The sequence below is a fragment of the Pseudomonas sp. GL_135 genome, assembly GCF_057834665.1.
Window position 1 is genome coordinate 3,703,578 of the sequence record NZ_CM174408.1, and the last position, 19,571, is coordinate 3,723,148.

A 19,571-nucleotide genomic window follows, 5' to 3' on the forward strand; every position below is an offset into this window, starting at 1 on the left:
TTTTGCACGCCGTACCAGAGCCGTCTCTGTCAGGCCTGCGACCTCTCCCGGGTATTCCCATGACGTCCATTTCTTCCGCAAGCCACGGCGCCACAATGACCAAGGGCCTGGCAATGCTGTTCGCGTTCTGCTGCGGCGCAATCGTTGCCAACCTGTATTACGCGCAACCCATCATTGGCTTGATTGCGCCGGACATCGGCCTGTCCGGCACACTCGCCAGCTTTATCGTGTCGCTGACCCAGATCGGCTATGCACTCGGCCTGTTCTTCCTCGTACCGCTGGGCGACTTGCTGGAAAATCGTCGCCTGATGATCGTGACCACCGGCGTCGCCATTCTCAGCCTGCTCAGCGCCGCATTCGCGCAAACGCCCAATCTGTTTCTGGTCGCCTCGTTGCTGGTGGGTTTCAGCTCGGTAGCGGTGCAGATTCTGGTGCCACTGGCCGCCAACCTCGCGCCGGAAGAAACACGCGGGCGCGTGGTCGGCAGCATCATGGGCGGCCTGCTGCTGGGCATCCTGCTGGCGAGACCCGCCGCCAGTCTGATCGCTGACCACTTTGGCTGGCGCGCGGTGTTCGGCACCGCTGCCGTGATGATGCTGCTGATCAGCGTGGTGCTGGCGACCACCATTCCGAAGCATCAGCCTGCCCACAGCGCCACCTATGGCCAGTTGCTCAAATCCTTGTGGACCCTGCTGCGCAAACAGCCGGTCCTGCGCCAGCGCGCGTTTTATCAGGCGTGCATGTTCGCCACCTTCAGCCTGTTCTGGACCGCCGTGCCGCTGGAACTGGCGCGCAACCACGGCTTGTCGCAAAGCCAGATCGCCCTGTTCGCCCTGGTGGGGGCCATCGGTGCCATCGCCGCGCCCATTGCCGGACGCCTGGCTGACGCTGGCCACACCCGCGTCGCCAGCCTGTGCGCCATGCTGTTCGCCGCGCTGAGCTTTCTGCCCAGCCTGATTGACCCTGCCTACGCCGTGATCGGCATGGCAGTCACCGGCGTCATCCTCGATTTTTGCGTGCAGATGAACATGGTCCTCGGCCAGCGGGCGGTCTACGCTTTGGACGCCAAAAGCCGCAGCCGGCTTAACGCGCTGTACATGACCAGCATCTTTATCGGCGGCGCGATTGGCTCGGTGGTCGCCAGCGCGCTGTATGACCATGGTGGCTGGGTGTGGATTGTGATCGTGGGGAGTGCATTTCCAGTGCTGGCGTTGGTGGGTTTTTTGAAGAACTCACGGCCATGAAGAACGGAGCGCGGCACGCGCAGGATGCTCAGGCCATAGGCGGGAGGCGCTGATCGCCGCCCAAGAAAAAACCGCCGATATCGGCGGTTTTCTTTTTAAGGTTCAGCCCCTGAACCCAGCCATTGGGCCAGTGGGTTCAAGGTCTTTTCCAATTTCGATTGCTACGCGCAGAAAATGCAGCTGAGCTTGAGCATACTCCGCAGCACGCTTGTGCGCTTCGGCACTGAATTCCGTCATTTCTCGAATCTTGGCCTTGCGTTTTTTGATATTCATGAGCACCTCCCTGCTGTGGTCTTGGGGGACATCCTAGAAACGATCGGCTGAAATAACAAGGCAGCCAGCCGTGTCGAACTCGAACCCCAGTGCCTGATAGTAGTTCACCACGCCTGGCTCGGGGCGTTCGATCTGGATGACTTTGCATCTCAGCAACTGCGCGTAAACCCTTACCGCCATTAACATCAATGGGGCAACCAACCCTTTCAGGGGATGAGTCCCGGTCGGTTGACCTTCCAGCAAGATAATCTTGATCCGCAAACGGCTCCGGCGCGGTGTTGCGTAACATAAACCGCAAAGCTCCTGAGCATGCCACAGGGCGAGGTCAAGACCTTTAGGATCTTTTAGCTTCCATTCCGGCACCGCCCGCCAGGGATAGGGGCAGCGCTCCCATTCATCGCTGATTGCGAGCGCCGCGGGATCAATAGGCATGAATCTCACAGCGCGACTGTCGGTACCAAGTGATCGTACTTCCACGGACCTATCGAGCGTTTGGTTAACCAATTCGCGCGCTTTCGACTTGAGGACCTGATTGCGCAGGTCAGTCCCCTTTCCCCGTCTCCTCATTGCCAAATTCACCGCATACCAAAGCAGCGAATGATGACGAAGGTATCCGCGCCACATGCGTTACATATTTATAGCTACCAATTTAATGTCGCCTATCAACCATCGCCTCAAACCCCCTCCGCAAATCCTCAATCAACGCCTCCACATCCTCCAGCCCAATGTGCAGCCTCAGCAACGGGTTCAAGGATTTGTCCGACGCGTTGTCACGATCACCGACGTTCGCGACGATGATCAGGCTTTCGAACCCGCCCCATGACGCACCCAGGCCGAACAGTTGCAGGGCGTCGATGAAGCGTTCCAGATGGCGGGGGTCGGTGTCCGCGAGTTCGAAGGTGAGCAAGCCGTTGCTGCCGTTGAAGTCGCGCTTCCACAGGGCGTGGCCCGGATGGTGGGGCAGCGCTGGATGGAACACGTTTTTGACCTGCGGCTGTTGCTGGAGCCAGTGCGCGACTTGCAAGGCCTGACGCTCATGGACGTCCAGCCGCGCGGCCAGGGTACGGGCACCGCGCAGCACCAGATATGCATCGTCCGGACTGACGGTATTGCCGAAGGTGTCGGTCATGACGGCCAGACGCTGCCAGACGGCTTGGGTGGTACAGACGCTGCCCATGACGACATCGCTGTGACCACTCAAGTATTTGGTCAGGGCCATGATGGAAATGTCGGCACCCAGGGTCAGCGGCCGGTACTGATACCCGGAGCCGTAAGTGTTGTCGACCGCCAGCAGAACCCCCTTCGATCGGCACAACGCGGCAATCGCCGGAAGGTCGCACAGTTCATACAACAGCGAGCCGGGAACCTCGGTGTAGACCATTCGGGTGTTGGCTTGCAGCTGCTGCGCCAAGCCGCTGCCGTCGGCAGAAAAGTAGCTGTACTGAATACCGAACGGCGCCAGGAATGCTTCGGCGATCTGCCGCACCGGTGAATACACCGCGTCAGTGATCAACACATGATCGCCCGGTCGCAGGTAAGCCAGGAATGTCTGCGCCACCGCCGCAAGGCCAGTGCCGAACAGGCGTGTGCGGTAGCCGCCTTCAAGCTCGGTGATCAGGTCTTCCAGTTCGAACGCGGTCGGATTGCCCCGCGCGCCGTAGCTCAGCACGCGCTCGGTGTCGCGACGCTTTCGTGCCTCACGCATATCGCCCAGGCTGTCGAAGAGCACGGTGCTCATTCGCGTGACCGGCGGGTTCACGCCGCGCGGCCCGTTGCCCTTTGCGCCACGGGCGGCATGCACCAACCGGGTACGAACGCGATCTTCCTCCGCAACGGCCAACAAGGGCTTGAGACTGGCGATCTCCTGCTCGGTCATTTGCCCCAGCAGGCCGATCTCCCACGCCAGGTACTGCCGAGCCGCCGCTTTGTTGCCCGAATGACGGTCATGGGTGAAGAACAGAAAATCAATGCAGTCCTCGTCAGGCGGATCACCTGCGCTTTCGCTGAGGTTGAAACCTGCCGTCTGCCATGTATTGAGATCCAGCCAGCGCACCGAGCCGCGCAGCGCTTCCGGTAGCTCCAGTGCAGCCAGCGCCGCTACGGCAGATTGCTCCGCCACCAGCACGACAGGTTTCCACTGCGAGAGCACGTCCGCAGCCAGCCGAGGGCGAATCGACCAGCGCGCCCCCTCGATGTGGCCTTTACGAAACGCCATGCTACCGCGCAGATCGATCAGCGTGACCGCGTTGTCTCTGAGCGCCTCCGCCAGTTCGGCGGCTTCTATTCCAGCCAGGGCCGGGAAAGCACCTGAATTGTCGATCGGCAGGTGCAAGCCGCTACTCAACCCGCCTTCAAGTACATAAGCGTCGTGGCCCAGCTGACGCAGCCAGGCGGCAACGATGGGTGCGCGCACGCCGTCATTGTCCACCAGCACCAAGCGCGCTTGACGCACGCCGATGTACAAGTCGGTGCTCTGGATCAACTGCCCACCCGGCGTGTGTTGCGCGCCAGGCAAACTGCCGAGGGCAAATTCTTCCGGGGTACGCACGTCGCACAGGAACAGGCTGCGGGACTCTTCGGCAAACCATGCCAGAACCTGCGCCGCGTCCACCGCCTGCACCCCGGCGCGCCGGGCGAACTGTTGAGCTGCCTGACGCTGGCTATCCAGCGAAGCGCCGACCGGGACATTCGGGTATCGGCGATCACTGCCGTGCTCCAGCGGCAAGTCGGCGAGATACCAGCCCTGGGTGCCGTTTTCGAGGGCGTAGACCGGATTTTTCACCCCAAGGTCGATCAGCGTTTGCGCGCCAATAATGCTGCGCGTGCGGCCGGCGCAGTTGACCACGATGGGCGTGGTGTCATCCGGTACCAGCTCGTTCAGCCGATAGCCCAGCTCGCCATTCGGGCAGCAGACCGAACCGGGAATGGTCATCTTGCGGTATTCATCGAACGGTCGGCCGTCCAGCAATACCAGCGGCTCGCCACTGGCTTGCATCGCCGCCAGCTCGGTGGCGCTGATATGCGGCGTATGCCGGGCCTCTTCGACCAACTCGCCAAAGGCCTTCGATGGCACGTGTACCCCGGCAAACAGCTCACGGCCGCCGGCGCGCCAGCCATCGGTGCCGCCCTCAAGAATATGCACGCCGCTGTAGCCCAGCGCTTCAAGACGCTGCGCGGCGCGTACGGCGAGTTCACCATCATCGCGGTCGTAAACCACCAGGCGAACCCGAGGATTGGGGGCGAGGCGATGCACGTCCAGTTCAAGGCGGCTGTACGGCAGATTCACCCCGTGAAACAGATGTGCCTCACCGTACTGGCCGTGTTCGCGGACATCGAATACGGCGATTTCCTGTCCGTCGAACAGCCAGGCGTGTAGTTGTTGCGGGGTAACTTTTTGGCTCATGACGTTCTCGTGATTCTGTTGTAGAGCGCCATCAGGCGTAGGCCTTGATCGAGGGGGCCATTTGCGAGGCGTTGTAATTGAGCACCTTGCCTTCCTGGTTCACGCCATAGCGCCCGTTCAAAGATTCCAGCGGGCGCCCGTACAAGTGGAAATGCAGGGTCGGTTGCTCGCCCTCGACTTTGATGCCGTGCAAATCCTCGCCGAGGAAGCTGATGGGCGTTCCGGGCTGCACCACCACTTCCTTTTCCAGCGCGAGCCGGGCGAACGCCGGATCGCTGCCGTCGTCCGTGCGCGCCCACACGTAATTGATCTCCTGCCCCTCGACGGCAACGATTACCGCCCAGGTTTCATGGTTGTGGGGCAGCGTACTTTTGCCCGGCAGCAGTGAGTTCATGTACAGCGTCGGGGTCTCGCCGTCGTCGTTCAGCCGGTAGCGGAACGCAGTGTCGCCCTCCCCCGGCACGGGCGCGGGAAAGGTGTCGAAGTTGAACAGGTCACGACGTTCCGCCAGCCCCTCAAGCAGCGTGACGATGCTGTTCAGTGCGTCCCGATCGACGCCGCGCTGATGGATGGCGCGTATCTGCTGCAGAAACGCTTCGACGACTTGGCTGCGGTTCTCGATGCTCATCAGGTGCTCCTTATGTGTGTTCAGGCCAACACGCCCGGCTCAGACCGACAGGCTGTAACGGCTGATATTGCTCAACAGAAACGGATCGCCACTGGCGACCGGACGGCGTCCGGCGTCGCCCAAGGCATGGCGCAAAAACGTCTGGGTCCGCTCATGGGTCGGGCGCTGGAAAATGTGTTCGGGGCTGCCGTGCTCGACTATCAGGCCGTTTTCGGTGAAATACACGACATCGCTGATGTCCTCCGCGAAACGCATTTCGTGGGTGACCAGCACGCAGGTCATGCCCTCTTCGGTCAGCTCGCGAATCACCGTCAGCACCTCGCCGACGGTTTCCGGGTCCAGGGCCGAGGTCACTTCATCGAACAGGATCAGTTCCGGCCGCATGGCCAACGCTCGCGCAATCGCTACGCGCTGCTGCTGGCCGCCGGACAGCTGCCCTGGATACGCATCGGCCTTGTGCTCCATGCGGACTTTGGCGAGCAGTTCGTGCGCGTGCTTTTCGGCGTTCGCCGCCGTTTCGCCGAGCACCTTGCGCGGCGCGATCACCAGATTTTCCAGCACGGACAAATGCGGGAACAGGTTGTACTGCTGGAACACGAAGCCCACGCGCTTGCGCAGTTCGATCCGCTGCGCCTCGCTCTTCAGCGCGTGGACATCGGTGTCACCCACGCGAATGCTGCCGCACGCGGTCTGCAACAAGCCGGTGATGCAGCGCAGGATGGTCGACTTCCCCGAACCCGACGGGCCGATGATTGACACCGCTTGCCCGCGCTGAACGTCGAGGTCGATGCCCTTGAGCACGGGGTTGCTGCCGAACGACAGATGAACATCGCGCAGGCTGATCAGGGGTGGCTCGGCGCGCGTGTCAGGAGAAGGCATAACGTCGCTCCAGGAATTGAGTGAATCGGGAAATCGGATAGCAGTAGGCGAAAAACAGCGCCAGTACGCTGAAGTAGATCAGCACCGTGAAGCCGGTCCGGTTGACCGTATTACTGGCAATCTGCGCGGTGTCGATCAGGTCATGCACACCCACCAGCGAGGCCAGCGCAGTGCCCATGGTGATCACCGCGTAGAGGTTCATCCACGGCGGCAACATGCGCTTGAAGCACTGCGGCAGGATGATCGAACGGAAGATCTGCCCGCGTGTGAAGGCCAGCGAGCGGGAGGCTTCCCACTGCGTCCCGGGTATCGAACCGATGGCGCCGCGAAAGATTTCCGCGACGTTGGCGCTGGCGGGCAACGCCAGGCCGAGGGTGACTTTCACCCAGTCCGGAAACGAGATCCAGGACGTGCCGATGTGCAGCTCGAACGGGAAAACGTAGGTGGTGAAATAGATCAGCACCAGCCACGGCGCGTTACGAAATACCTGCACCCAGACCTTCGCGGGCAGGCGGGTGATCCACAGCGGCGACACCGCCAGCGCCCCCACCAGCAGGCCGAGCAGAGAACCGATGGCGATGGCCAGCAGGCTGATCAGGATATTTTGAGCAAAGCCCGCCGCCAGCGCTGGCGACCACTCCAGGAGCGCCGCAAACACCGGGATTTTCGGGGCGCCGAAGACCAGCCACAGCAACACGGCGGCCAGCAGCACCAGCGTGCCCGGGTGCCGACGCGGCCAGGAAAGCGGCAGGCGCACAGACGAATCAATGGCCATAACCAAGCATCCTCAATTTGGCTTCAAGGGCACGGCCCACGCAGTTGACGACGAAGCTGAGCAGGCCGAAAAACGCCAGCAGCAGAATCATCAGTTCCAGCACGTTGTCGCTCTGGGTCCAGATCATGATCGAGGCGTAGGTGATGTCGCCCACGGCAATGGCCGACGCCACCGCCGTCATCTTCACCAGGTCGATCAGGTTGTTGATCAGCGACGGGAGCGCGAAACGCATCGCCAGCGGCAGCTGCACGTTCCACAGCAACTGACGGCTGCTGAAGGCCAGGGAGCTGGCGGCTTCCAGCGTCACGCTCGGCACCGCTTCGATGCCGGCGCGCAAGGCCTCAGCGTGAAATGCGCCCTTGTGCAGGGAGATCACAATGACCACCCAGGCGAACGGCGTCAGCGGGTTCGCAGCGCCAACGGCCTGGGTCAGCAGCATGTTCAGCACCAGGAACGCGCAGTAGAGCTGCACCAGCGTCGGCGTGTTGCGGGTCACTTCGATGAACACCCGCGCTGGCCTGGCCAGACTTGGCTTGCCGCTGGTCAGCATCGCCGCCAGCGCAAGGCCCGCCAACAGGCTGCCCACAATCGTGAATGCGCACAACGCAATGGAGGTCACGGCGCCATTGACCAACGAACCTCGCTGGTAAGCGTCCAGCAAAAAGCCGTAATTCAGACCGAACCTCGCCGCGCCCTGCACGAACAGTTCAAGCAGGTGCGTCATCGGCTCGCCCCGTTCCCAAGCCGCACGTTCAAGCGCCCGCGGCCTGGAACTTGTCGTGCAGCTCGACCAGCGCTGGCGAGGCCGGGGTGATGTGGTGGCGCTTCTCGGCGTCGATCAGCCAGCCGGTGCGGTGCCAGCCCTTGACGATGGCGTCGAGTTTCGCCTGGGTGTCGGTCTCGCCGGGGCGGGTCCAGATCACCGACGGCGCAGGATTGAGTTCGGGACTGAGGGCGCGGTAGTTCTGCCATTCCGGGCTGTCGGCCACCAATGGATTGATCAGCGTAGCGTCGTGCACTGCTGCAACGCAGTTGTTGCCGCGCAGGGCCAGGAGGGATTCCGACGAGCTTTTGAATGCTTTCAGTTCAGCGCCGAATTCGGTCAGCGGTTTGATGTAACTGCTGCCCTGGGACGTGCAGACGGGTTGGCCCTTGAGGTCTTCCCAGCGGGTGATCTTGCTTTCTTTGAGCAACGCTGCGGTGCCGCCGACGCGATAGAACGGCGTGGGTACGAATCCCAACTGCTGGCCGCGCTCAGCGGTCCACTCCATGTTGGCGATCAGCAGATCGACCTTGCCCTGCTGCAGGAACTGCACACGGTTGGCGGGCAGCACGGACACCAGTTCCACTTCGGCGCCCAGCTGACGACCCACGTCTTCGGCCAGGTCCACGTTCAGGCCCTCGGGTTTCTGCGTCGTCGGGTCAATGGAGCCAAACGGGCCGCCGGACAGCAGCACCCCCACCACCACACGGTGGCGCTGCTCGATCTTGTCCAGAGTGGCATCGGCCTGCGCCGCAAAACTGGCGCCCAGCGTCACGGTGGCGCCGATCATCAGCGGCAGGATACGAGCAAGTGGCGAACGCGTGGACGGCATGGACTTCCCCTCAGATGGACATCGGCTCGGCGCGTGCAACGGGTAATGCGTCAGCGCCTTGTAATGAGCTGCATGCTAGGGAGGGAACTGCCGGAGCGGAAATGCAAATATCAAATATGGTTATAACTTTCTGGTTTCGGCCCTTAAAGCAAAAAAGCATAAGCTCTGTTTTATTGAGCTTTATCGACATTTTTTGAGACTGAGCTTTCCCCATTCATAAAAAATCGTAATGTATTAGCCTGTTCAGCTGATGTAATACAGGCGTGCAGGCGTGAGCTTGCTCACGATTGCTGTGTATCTGCGCCGATGATCGGCCTGACAGATCGCGATCGCGAGCACGCTCACGCCTACAAGCAATGGCGCTGCGGGTAATAAACCGTTCAAACGAGTAAACACGATGTCCTCCACCCTAGACCTCGAACTGCTGCGCACTTTCGTCGCCGTCGTCGATCACCACAGCTTCGCTGGCGCCGGGGCGCATCTGTCGCGCACGCAGTCGTCGGTTACCCAGCACATGCAGCGTCTGGAGCAACAGATTGGCGTCAGTCTGTTCCAGAAACAGGGCCGTCAGAAGCAACTCACCGAACCCGGTCGACAACTGTTACGCCATGCCCGGCAGATGCTTTCGCTGAACGACGACGCGCTCAACTCCCTTCGCGAAAGCAGCATGAGCGGCGTGCTGCGTATCGGCTCGCCCCACGACATCGCCGACACCATCCTGCCGCCGATCCTCAGCCACATCGCCCGTTCTGCGCCGAAGCTGCGACTGGAGATCGACGTCGGTCGGAGCCCGTTTCTGATGGAGGATTTGCATCGCGGCAAGGTCGACATGGTGATTTCAACCCGCGAGGATCCGGCGCTGGAAGGATTCGCCTTGCGCACGTCGCCGGTGTGGTGGATCTGCTCGGCGCAGTACCTGCACGTCCCTGGAGAACCGATACCGCTCATTCTGGTGGACGAGCCGAGTATTTACCGACGCTATGCCATCGAAGCACTGGAGCGCGCCGACATCGAATGGCGTCAGGCGTACCTGGCGTCGAACCTGATCGGCATCAAGGCGGCCACGCGCGCGGGCCTCGGGGTCACGGCGCGAAGCATGGAAATGCTCGGGCCGGACATGCGGGTGCTGGGGGAAGCCGACGGTCTGCCGAGAATGCCCGACGTCACTTATTACCTGTGGATTCGTCCCAATACGGTGAATCCGCTGGCGCGCCGGGCGTATGAGCTGATTCGTGGCAGTCAGGGCCTGTAGCGGCCCTGGTCTCTTCCACGGGGTTATTTCTGCAGTTGCGCTTCCAGCCAGTGCTTCAAGTCCGCCACTTCATCCGTTGTAATCGTATGCCCTGCCCCGGCGTAGGCATGAAACTCGGGAACGATCAGCAAATTCTCCAGCACCGCTTTGGCGTCGGTTGCACCCGAGTAAGCCACGCGGGTGTCGGCCGAGCCGTGGCCGATGAACACCTTCAGTGGTTTCAGACGCTCATCGGGTTTCAGGCGTGAATGAAGGGACGCGAGAATCTTGCCGCTCAAAGGCGCGATGCCGTGCACCAGTTCCGGGTATTGCAGGCCGATCTGGTAGCTCATCATCGCGCCCTGGCTGAAGCCGACCAGGATCACTTTGTCGGGCTGGGTCTGGTATTTCTCGGTGGCCTGCTGAATGAAGGTCCGCAGCAGGTCGGTGCTTTTGTCGACATCACTGGTCACGCCTTCGTATTCGGCCTGATCGGTGTCCTGGGTGAACCACTTGTAGCCGCCGCCGTCGACTTCCTGTGGCGCACGCACGGAGAGGTAGGTGTAATTCGGGGAGAGATCGTTTTTGATATCGAGCAGGTCGCGCTCGTCGCTGCCATAGCCGTGCAGGAAAATGATCAGCGGTTTGTCTTTGAATTCAGCGGGCGCCGCCGCCACGTACGGCAGGGCAAGATCGGTGAGCAGCGCGGGTTCTGCGTGGGCCATGCCGGTGAACACACACAGCAGCGCGGCGAAAAACTTCATCATGAGCGTGAGCCTTTTTGCGAAAAACGTCGGGCTCATCATACGCAGCATGTCGCGAATGTCAGCCCGTCAGTGATCGCGCAAAGCTGTCGGGGGCCTGTACAGAGGATGAATTTCTCAGGCGCGGGCTCAGGATTCCAACGCCTCCAACCCCAGATGCTCACGCAGCGTCGAGCCTTCATAGGCTGTGCGAAACAGCCCTTTGCGTTGCAGGTGCGGAATGACGCTTTCGACGAATTCGCTGAACGAGCCCGGTAGATACGCGGGGGAAATCACGAACCCGTCGCAGCCACCCAACGTGAACATCTCCGCCAGTTGATCGGCGATCTGCGCCCCCGTGCCGACCAGTTGCGGCACCCGCACGCTGCTGGCGAAAATCCGGCCCAACGCTTCCAGCGTGGTGTCCGGCCCCTGCATCAGCAGCTTCTCCGCAGCAGCGGGCGGTATCGACGGCGCGCGTGCGATCTCCGCCAGGGTCGCCGACAGCGGAAACGGCGACAGGTCCACGTTCAGTTGCGACGCCAGCGTGACCAGACCCAGTTCCGGGCGCGCCAATGCGTTGTGCTTGTCGCGCTTGGCCCGCGCTTCCGCTTCGCTGCCACCAATGAACGGCATCACCGCCGTCAGCACTTTACAGCTGTCGGCGTGGCGGCCTTGCGCGACGACCTGTTCGCGCACGTCCTGGCGAAACGCGTGCATGGCTTTGAGGTGCGGGTGAATGGTGAAAATCGCCTCGGCCCAGCGCGCGCCGAACCGCCGACCACGGCCCGAGGAGCCTGCCTGAATCAGCACCGGCCGGCCTTGCGGCGTACGCGGAATGTTCAGCGGACCTTCGACCTTGAACCATTCGCCATGATGCTGCACCGAAGTGATCTTCGACGGGTCGGCGAGCACGCCGCTTTCCCGGTCCAGCTTCAACGCATCCGGCGCCCAACTGCGCCACAACTTCAGCGCCACTTCGACGAACTCGTCAGCGCGGTCGTAACGCAGGTCGTGCTCAAGGTGTTTGTCCTTGCCGAACAGGCGCCCTTCGCTGTCGTTCATCGACGTGACGATGTTCCAGGCAGCGCGGCCTTTGGACAGATGATCCAGCGTGGCGAACTCCCGGGCGATGTGCGCCGGCTCGTAATACGTCGTCGAGCGGGTAGCACCCAGGCCCAGTTTGCTCGTTTGCCCGACCAGATAGGACAGAATCGGCAGCGGGTCCAGACGCGTCGCATCCTGCGCCCCGTAACGCAGGGCCAGGTCGCGCGAGCCGCCCATCTGGTCACCCACCGCCAGCCGGTCGGCGAAGAACAGGAAATCGAATAGCCCCTCCTCCACCACCCGCGCCGTGCGGGCGTAATACTCGGGATCAAGGTAATGGCCAACCGTCTCGGGATGGCGCCAGACCGCATGACTGTGAATGACCGGCCCGGTCAGCAGGAACGCCGACAGGTGAATGTGACGACTCATGATCGTGCTCCTGACTTAGTGGGCGTGCGGGGTCCAGACAGCGATGTCGGACACCTTCAGCGCTTTGGGGATCATCCCGGCCTCGAAATAGAAGTCGGCGATGCGCTGCTGTTCGGCCAGTTCATCCACCTTGACCGGGACGATGTCGTAGCTGCGTCGGCTGTTGGCCAGCTCGACGGTCTCAGGCGGGATGTTGCCCCACAGCGGCGCCAGATTCGCCGCGGCTTCATGAGGATGACCTGTCACCCACTGCCCGGCGTCGTGCAAGGTGTCGAACACCACTTGCAGCACCTCGGGATGGGCCTTGGCGAAACGCGTGTTGGCCACATAAAAACGGTTGTAATTGGCAATGCCGCCGGAGCCGTCGGTCAGCACGCGAACATGATGCTCACGCTGCTGGGTCGCCAGGAACGGGTCCCAGATCGCCCAGGCGTCAACGTTGCCGCTGGCAAACGCGGCGACGCCATCGGGCGCCTCCAGGTAAATCGGCTTGATGTCCTTGAGGGTCAGCCCGGCGCGCTTCAGGGCCGAAATCAACAGGAAATGACTGCCCGAGCCCTTCGACACCGCAACGGTTTTGCCCTTGAGATCGGCAACGCTGCGGATCGGTGAGTTGTCCGGGACGATGATGGCCTGCGCCGTCGGGGAAGGATTCTCACGGGCGTAATAGGTCAGCGGTGCATTCGCCGCCTGCGTGAACAAGGCAAACGCATCGGCGACGTCGGCGTGCAGGTCGACACTGCCGGCGTTCATCGCGCTGAGCAGCCCGCTGCTGAATTCATGCCAGTTGACGGTGAAACCCAGCGGCTTGAGTCGTTCCTCCAACTGGCCGTCGTTCTTGAGCAGAATCCACAGCGTGGACGAACGCTGATAACCGATGTTGATGACCTGCTCGGCGTGAGCGGTGACGGTCGCCAGCATTAACGCGGCGGCGACGATGATCTTTCGCAGGGACATGAGGATCCTTGGACGGGCACTAAGGGGCGCTCAGCACGAAAACGAATGAGCACATCGAAATAGCTTCACTTTCATTATAAAGAACGGCGCAGGTTATTAAAGAAACTTATAGATCTATGCATATGCCCGAAGCGCAATGGAACGGCTCAATACCCGCTGCGGTCTAGGGATAAGCACATCAGTCCGTCGCCGAACCAAGGAGCACCCGTGAACATTTTCGAAGCCCTGAGAGAGAGTCATGACCGGCAACGCGGCTATGCCGACGCTTTGATCCAAACCCATGGCGACAGTGAGGAGCGTGTCGAGGTCTACAAACAGCTGAAAGCTGAACTGCAGGCCCACGAAACCGCCGAAGAGCGCTTCTTCTATATCCCGCTGATGCAGTACGACAACGGTGTTGACCTCAGTCGCCATGCCATTTCCGAGCACCATGAAATGGACGAAATGATGGAAGAGCTCGACGAAACCGAGATGTCCAGCCCGTCATGGATGGCCACGGCCAAAAAGCTGTCGGAGAAGGTTCATCACCACCTGAAGGAAGAAGAGCAGAAGTTCTTCCAGTCAGCGGGCAAGTTGCTGGACGACACGCAGAAGCAATCGCTGGCCCGTGAGTATCACAAGGAGTATGAGGAGCAGTTGGCTAAAGCTTAAGCCGCTCTGAATGCTCAAAGCCCCGACTGTTCGGGGCTTTTTTTCGGCTGCGTTTTTTCGCCGTACTTTTGTTCGCTGTGCGGCGTTGCTGGTGAAAAACGGTCGCGTGCGGGTTTGGCGGAGTGCGCAAGAAGTTGCGCACCTGTTTGTTGAAAATGGAAGGCTCAATGCTCTGCAGGCCACGTCGTTTGGGGCGTGCAGACAAGTGCGCAAGAAGTTGCGCAGGGGTGCGCAAGAAGTTGCGCAGGGGTGCGCAACTTCTTGCGCACCTTTGCCTCGTCGTCTGGGTTGGCGTTCGCTAAATCCTCCTGATTTTCTCCTTAAGCTATTGATTTTGCTTGGCTAATTCATAATTGGCACAGCCTTTGATATCTCCGTGCCCCCCGGATTGGCATTCACGCCTTCTCGGATGGTTTTTTGAGCACGGAGAGCACCGTTGGCAAACCCCGCAGTTACGTCCGGCAGTGACGCAAAAAACGAGCCGCAAGTGGCGATCGTTCCGCTTGATCTGATTCAGCTTGAGAACGTCGGGGCCGGCGCGGCCCATGTCGATGCCTGGCTGCAGGGCATCAGCGGCGGGGTCGTCTCCCTTGAGCGAATCAAGAGCGCTGCCGGTTTTTTGCCCGTGGTGGGCAACATCATGGCGCTGGTTGATGCGCTGAATGACATCGTTCGGCTGGCGACGAGTGAGAAGCGCGATCCGCTGGATTGGGTCAGTTTGGGCATCAATTTGATTGGCGTCTTGCCAACGCCGCCGACTATGGCGGCAGCCCGGATGAGCTTACGGCCGACGTTGTTTCTGGTGCGTCAGGAGATGCGGCAGGCGGGGAAGTTGGTGTTGGGTGATTCGCTGATCGAGGTGCTGATCGGGCACCTCAATGCGGACATCGTCGGGACCCTTGATGACTTCGTGACCCAGGCGCAGGCCAAGCTCCCCGGGATTCTCGATGACGCGGGGAAGTTCGGCGAAGGCGTGCTGAACGAGATCGCCAAGGGTCTGGAAAGCCTGGTCAACGGCGATCTCGATGCCGAGGGCAGTCTGCTTGAGGCGGTGCAGCTGATCAGCGATGGGCGCAAGCAGTGGGACTACGATCCCAAAGGCGCGATTTCCAACATTTTCATCGCGGTTGCCGACGTTTACATCGCAGCCGGCCAAAAAATCGTCAACGGCACCGTCGAACATCTTGTGCCTGAAGCGCTGAAAGACCCGGTACGCAGACAGGCTAAGTCGTTGCGTGCCATGGGGTCAGAGCTTCGGGCCCAGATTAATGGTCTAGCAGATCCTGAGGTTCAAAACTCGATTGGAGCGTTGCTGCAGACGTTGGCTGGAGCGGTTGTAAGTTGGCGTTCCCGCAATGGGCATGGGCAGTCGTTCAACATCAAGCCGGGGGTGATTAATCAGGCCAAGCGCCGGGGCAGCGAAGGCAAACTCGAAGTTGTTCAGCGTGAGAAGCCGGCGAAGGGCCGGCCAAACGTACTGAAGAAGTGCACATGTGCCTGTCCTTGCGCCTGTACCTGCGGCTCAACGGGGAACAGCATCAGCTTTGCGATGGGCTCGGAGTCGGTCAGTCATACCGATTTCAGCCTGCCGGGGCCGTTTCCGATTGAGTGGACGCGTACCTATTGTTCTAGTCTTGATGCCTACGATCATGATGTCATTGGTGCGCGTTGGATCACGCCGTTTACTACGCGGTTTGATCTCTTCGGCGACGGTTTGGTGTTTCATGACTCCGATGGGCGTAGTCATGAATTTCCTCTTCCCAAGGTAAAACTCTTTCACTTCAACGCCATTGAGAACCTGACCGTCATTCGCCTCAGCAAGGATCGGTTGGCGCTGATGCGGGGGCTTGAGCACAGGGAAACCTATGTTCGGCGGGGTGATCGTTTTGTACTGATCAACAAGATTTTGCCTAATGGCGCCGGGGTGATGCTGCATTACGAGCATCGTCATGATGGGTGTTTGATGCTCTCTGAGTTGGTCACTTACCGGGAAAAGGACGCCCGAAAAATCCACTTGCGCTTGGGCACTCTGATTGATGATCAGGGCCGTCTGACCGGCCTGTGGGAAGTTCGTGACGGCGCTGTTAAACGCCAACTCTGCGCGTATCAGTACGATGATGCCGGCGATCTTGTTCTGGCCCAAGACGAGAACGGCTCGGCCTGGCGTTATCAGTATCAAAATCACCTGATCACTCGCTACACCGACCGCACCAATCGTGGTTTGAACCTGCAGTGGCACGGCACGGGCCCCGACGCCAAGGCCGTGCGCGAATGGGCCGACGATGGCAGTTTCGATACGCGATTGGCGTGGGATGAAAACATCCGTCTGACCTATGTCACAGATGCCTTGGGCCACGAAACCCGGCACTACTACGACAGCCTCGGCTACACGTACCGCATCTGCCACGCTGACGGCCGTTCGGAGTGGTTCTTTCGCGATACCGCCAAGAACATCATTCGCCACGTCCACACCGATGGCAGCACGGACCGCTATCGCTACGACAAGCTGAGCAACCTGACGGAGCACACACGCGCTGACCACAGCGTGATGAATTACGCCTACGACGACAAAAGCCATCTGATCAAGATCAGCGATGGCGAGGGCGGGTTGTGGAAGCGCGACTACGACCATCGCGGAAATCTGATTGAGGCGATCGATCCGCTAGAGAACGTTACCGAATACGCCTACAACACGTTCGGGCTCCCTACAGCGATCAAGGACGCCAACGGCAACACCAAAGCGCTGGCCTACAATGACGCCGGACAACTGGTTAAGTACACCGACTGCTCCGGCAAGCTGAGTGTTTGGGAGTACGACGAACGCGGCCAAATGGTTCGCTTCACCGACCCGGCCGGGCACAGCACCACGTACGAATACAAGTCAGGCCAGCTTGTCCTGATCAAACACCCGGACAAAACCGAAGAGCGCTTTAGCCGGGATGCCGAAGGCAGACTTCTCGCCCACTCCGATGGCCTTGAACGCTGCACCACATGGCGTTACACCGCCGCCGGTTTTATCGCCGAACGCGTCGACGCCGCCGAGCAAACCTTGCGTTACCGCTGGGACAAACTCGGTCGTCTCGTTGCGCTGGAAAACGAAAACGAACGCCGTGCGCACTTTCACTACGACCCGGTCGGGCGACTGCTGGAAGAGCGCGGCTTCGACAATCGCTCGACTCAATACCGGTACGATCCAGAAACGGGACGGCTCGCTCAGACGCTTAACGGCCAGCGCACCATCGCACTGACCTTCGACCCAATGGGCCGCCTGACCGAACGCCGTGCCACCCTCGGCGAAAAGTCCCAGAGCGAAACCTTTGCCTACGACGGCAATGGCCATCTGGTCATGGCGACCAACGCCGTCAGCCGCCTGCAATGGTTTCACGATCCGGCCGGCAACCTGCTGCGCGAGCACCAGCATTATTCGAATCTGGATAAACCACTGGTTGCCGTCTGGCAGCATGAATACGACGCCCTTAATAACCGCGTCGCGACTGTTCGCCCTGATGGACATCGCGTCAGCTGGCTTACCTACGGCAGCGGCCATCTGCTTGGCCTGAAGCTCGACGAGCACGAACTACTCAGTTACGAACGCGATGACCTGCACCGCGAAGTGGCCCGCCATCAAGGCAACAGCTTGCTGCAAACCCAAAGCTGGGACCCAGCAGGGCGTCTGCACGAACAGCTGCTAGGGCGCACCGACGACAAAACCACACTGATCAAACGCGCCTACACCTACGACGCCGCCGGCCAGCTCAGCGACATCAACGACAGCCGTCGCGGCCAATTGAGTTACCGCTACGACCCCGTCAGCCGCCTACTCAGCGCCACCAGTCGATTAGGCACTGAAACCTTCGCCTTCGACCCCGCGAGCAACCTGCTCGACGACAGCGCAACGCCCGTCCGCCGTCCACTCGACCCCGAGCCGACTCAAAACAAACTCGTGGACAACCTGCTGCGCGACTACGGCGGCAACCACTACGAATACGACGAACGCGGCAACCAGACAGCCCGATGGACCAATGGCCTGCGCAGCGAACTGCACTGGGACCTCTTCGATCGCCTCGCGCATTTCCGCGATACGCGCCTCACCGTCGACTTCGGCTACGACCCCCTCGGACGGCGCCTCTACAAACTTTCCAAAGCCCACTACCGCCCACGCCCGGAAGCCGGCACCGGCTGGAACGAAAACGAACACGCCCGCAAGGAACGCGAGCTCGGCTGCGGCTTCACCCTGTACGGCTGGGACGGCGACAACCTCGCCTGGGAAAGCAGCCCGCCGCCCTATGCAGGCGGGTTAGGCCGAACCGTCCACTACATCCACGAACCCGGCACCTTCGTCCCGGTCGCCCAAGCCATCCGCCACGAAACCATCCGCCTCGTAAGCCAACCGATTTACGAAGGTCGCTACAACTTCAAAGAAGACCCGCTGTGGAACTACAAACCCGTCGCGCTACCGATTGATGCACTCGCCTGGTACCAATGCGACCACCTCGGCACCCCTCAGGAAATCACCGACCAAAAAGGCAACACCGCCTGGAGCGCCCAGTACAAAGCGTGGGGCGAAGCAACCGAACAGCGCTCCGAGTTCGCCCAACAAATCGGCCTGACCAACCCGATCCGATTCCAGGGCCAGTACCACGACCACGAGACGGGCCTGCACTACAACCGCCATCGATACTATGATCCAAGAGTCGGGCGCTTCATTAGCAAGGATCCGATTGGCTACAGTGGCGGGCTAAACCTCTATCACTACGTGCCAAATCCAGTTGAATGGACCGACCCACTAGGTCTTTCCAAAAATAGCAACGTTCCGGTTGGAACACCCAAACAGGCCCAGATGAAGATTGGTAAGAAACAGGGTCCTCTTGAAATTACCCGAATTCATGGTCCGGATAAGAGTGTTCCACACAGTCAGTGGCACGCGCACTGCAAATGTGGGTCAGGGTATAATCTTGACGGCTCAGTGCACGACAAAGGTCGCGGAGATGTGACTTTCAGTAGAAAAACAATAGAATGGCTTAATCAGCACGGATGGAGCATTCCACCAAAATGAACTTAACAGCTCTTTACAGAAAGATAATAAGCAAAGAACCGTACAATGACATGGGCGTGTTCTTTTTGAACTACGAAACCTTCGAAGAGCTTCCTATGACATCGAGGTATGCCCGACTAAATCATCTGAAAAAAGAGATGACCGACGAGAAAGTTACGGACTTTCTAGTAGGTCTGTCAGTGTTTCTTTTGAACTCCATTGGTGCGATATCCTGCAAGCCGAAAAATGCTAAACCTTTTTTTGCGATCACCTTCACCGACTTCGAAGCTCTTAAAGAATTTGGCGTTCTGATCCCAAATATATTTATATATCCGCGTCCTGGGTCAATCGGATTTTTAGATAAAATCGAGAAAAGTAGTAGCGCCGTCTCACAAGAGATAAATCTCGTGAAAATGCATTTTTCACACTGCGGAATCGCGGACGCCTTTGAGTTCTATGAAAGTAGATTTTATGATTCTGCATGTGGGGAAGATTTTATACGGGTATTTGCCGTGCAAAAAAACTGCCGAGGTTAATGAAGTTATAAGCGAGTTAAAGGGGACGGATCCCTTTTAATCGCACGGCAGACGAAATGGCGCAATACGGGTTGGAGCATCTCCACCTTCAAGATTTCGTCGAAAACTTCTTCCATGAAACTCACGTGGATATTATCGCTCTGAA

At 59.9% G+C, this 19,571-nt stretch carries 16 protein-coding genes; 5 read left to right on the forward strand and 11 right to left on the reverse strand.

The annotated features are described in order from the left end of the window. Positions 1-59: 59 nt before the first annotated feature. Entirely contained in the window at positions 60-1,244 is a 1,185-nt protein-coding gene (locus AC3ISG_RS16470; protein ID WP_489297469.1) for an MFS transporter, read from the forward strand. Between the two features lie 102 nt (positions 1,245-1,346). Here AC3ISG_RS16470 and AC3ISG_RS16475 read toward each other — a convergent pair whose 3' ends face one another. The 8 genes from AC3ISG_RS16475 to AC3ISG_RS16510 all read right to left on the reverse strand — a co-directional run bounded on the left by AC3ISG_RS16475 (position 1,347) and on the right by AC3ISG_RS16510 (position 8,797). Continuing rightward, positions 1,347-1,517 (reverse strand): hypothetical protein, encoded by a 171-nt coding sequence (locus tag AC3ISG_RS16475; RefSeq protein ID WP_163022161.1) that lies wholly within the window; start codon positions 1,515-1,517, stop codon positions 1,347-1,349. 33 nt (positions 1,518-1,550) lie between these two features. Continuing rightward, entirely contained in the window at positions 1,551-1,949 is a 399-nt protein-coding gene (locus tag AC3ISG_RS16480; RefSeq protein WP_241043537.1) for an N-acetyltransferase, read from the reverse strand. 217 nt (positions 1,950-2,166) lie between these two features. Continuing rightward, positions 2,167-4,920, reverse strand: coding sequence for a cystathionine beta-lyase (metC, locus tag AC3ISG_RS16485; protein ID WP_489297470.1), 2,754 nt, complete (start codon positions 4,918-4,920; stop codon positions 2,167-2,169). Positions 4,921-4,951: 31 nt separating this feature from the next. Further along, a complete protein-coding gene (locus AC3ISG_RS16490) occupies positions 4,952-5,548 on the reverse strand; it encodes a cysteine dioxygenase family protein (RefSeq protein WP_205484145.1) in 597 nt (198 codons plus the stop codon). 39 nt (positions 5,549-5,587) lie between these two features. After that, positions 5,588-6,427, reverse strand: a complete 840-nt coding sequence (locus AC3ISG_RS16495) for an amino acid ABC transporter ATP-binding protein (RefSeq protein ID WP_489297471.1) — start codon at positions 6,425-6,427, stop codon at positions 5,588-5,590. Continuing rightward, a complete protein-coding gene (locus tag AC3ISG_RS16500) occupies positions 6,414-7,202 on the reverse strand; it encodes an amino acid ABC transporter permease (RefSeq protein WP_489297472.1) in 789 nt (262 codons plus the stop codon). Before AC3ISG_RS16500 ends, AC3ISG_RS16495 begins: the two co-directional genes overlap by 14 nt. Next, entirely contained in the window at positions 7,192-7,926 is a 735-nt protein-coding gene (locus tag AC3ISG_RS16505; protein WP_489297473.1) for an amino acid ABC transporter permease, read from the reverse strand. The genes AC3ISG_RS16500 and AC3ISG_RS16505 overlap by 11 nt, the downstream gene beginning before the upstream one ends. A gap of 28 nt (positions 7,927-7,954) precedes the next feature. Next, entirely contained in the window at positions 7,955-8,797 is an 843-nt protein-coding gene (locus AC3ISG_RS16510; protein WP_489297474.1) for a transporter substrate-binding domain-containing protein, read from the reverse strand. Between the two features lie 397 nt (positions 8,798-9,194). Between AC3ISG_RS16510 and AC3ISG_RS16515 the strand changes: the two genes are divergently transcribed. Then, entirely contained in the window at positions 9,195-10,049 is an 855-nt protein-coding gene (locus AC3ISG_RS16515) for a LysR substrate-binding domain-containing protein (protein ID WP_122535107.1), read from the forward strand. Positions 10,050-10,072: 23 nt separating this feature from the next. Here the strand turns inward: AC3ISG_RS16515 and AC3ISG_RS16520 are convergent, their stop codons facing one another. The 3 genes from AC3ISG_RS16520 to AC3ISG_RS16530 all read right to left on the reverse strand — a co-directional run bounded on the left by AC3ISG_RS16520 (position 10,073) and on the right by AC3ISG_RS16530 (position 13,204). Continuing rightward, positions 10,073-10,795: an alpha/beta hydrolase gene (locus AC3ISG_RS16520; RefSeq protein ID WP_489297475.1), complete on the reverse strand. Its 723-nt coding sequence runs from the start codon at positions 10,793-10,795 to the stop codon at positions 10,073-10,075. A gap of 126 nt (positions 10,796-10,921) precedes the next feature. Further along, positions 10,922-12,247 (reverse strand): LLM class flavin-dependent oxidoreductase, encoded by a 1,326-nt coding sequence (locus AC3ISG_RS16525; protein WP_122535105.1) that lies wholly within the window; start codon positions 12,245-12,247, stop codon positions 10,922-10,924. Positions 12,248-12,262: 15 nt separating this feature from the next. Continuing rightward, complete coding sequence (locus AC3ISG_RS16530; protein ID WP_489297476.1) at positions 12,263-13,204, reverse strand: aliphatic sulfonate ABC transporter substrate-binding protein; 942 nt, start codon at positions 13,202-13,204, stop codon at positions 12,263-12,265. A 207-nt stretch (positions 13,205-13,411) separates the two neighbouring features. Between AC3ISG_RS16530 and AC3ISG_RS16535 the strand changes: the two genes are divergently transcribed. From AC3ISG_RS16535 to AC3ISG_RS16545, 3 genes are all read left to right on the forward strand, one after another. Next, positions 13,412-13,855: a hemerythrin domain-containing protein gene (locus tag AC3ISG_RS16535; protein WP_122535103.1), complete on the forward strand. Its 444-nt coding sequence runs from the start codon at positions 13,412-13,414 to the stop codon at positions 13,853-13,855. Positions 13,856-14,342: 487 nt separating this feature from the next. After that, positions 14,343-18,911 (forward strand): RHS repeat-associated core domain-containing protein, encoded by a 4,569-nt coding sequence (locus AC3ISG_RS16540; protein ID WP_489297477.1) that lies wholly within the window; start codon positions 14,343-14,345, stop codon positions 18,909-18,911. Continuing rightward, positions 18,908-19,426 carry an Imm15 family immunity protein gene (locus tag AC3ISG_RS16545; protein ID WP_272635369.1) on the forward strand — a complete coding sequence of 173 codons (519 nt, stop codon included), beginning with the start codon at positions 18,908-18,910 and terminating at the stop codon, positions 19,424-19,426. Before AC3ISG_RS16540 ends, AC3ISG_RS16545 begins: the two co-directional genes overlap by 4 nt. Positions 19,427-19,571: the final 145 nt, after the last annotated feature.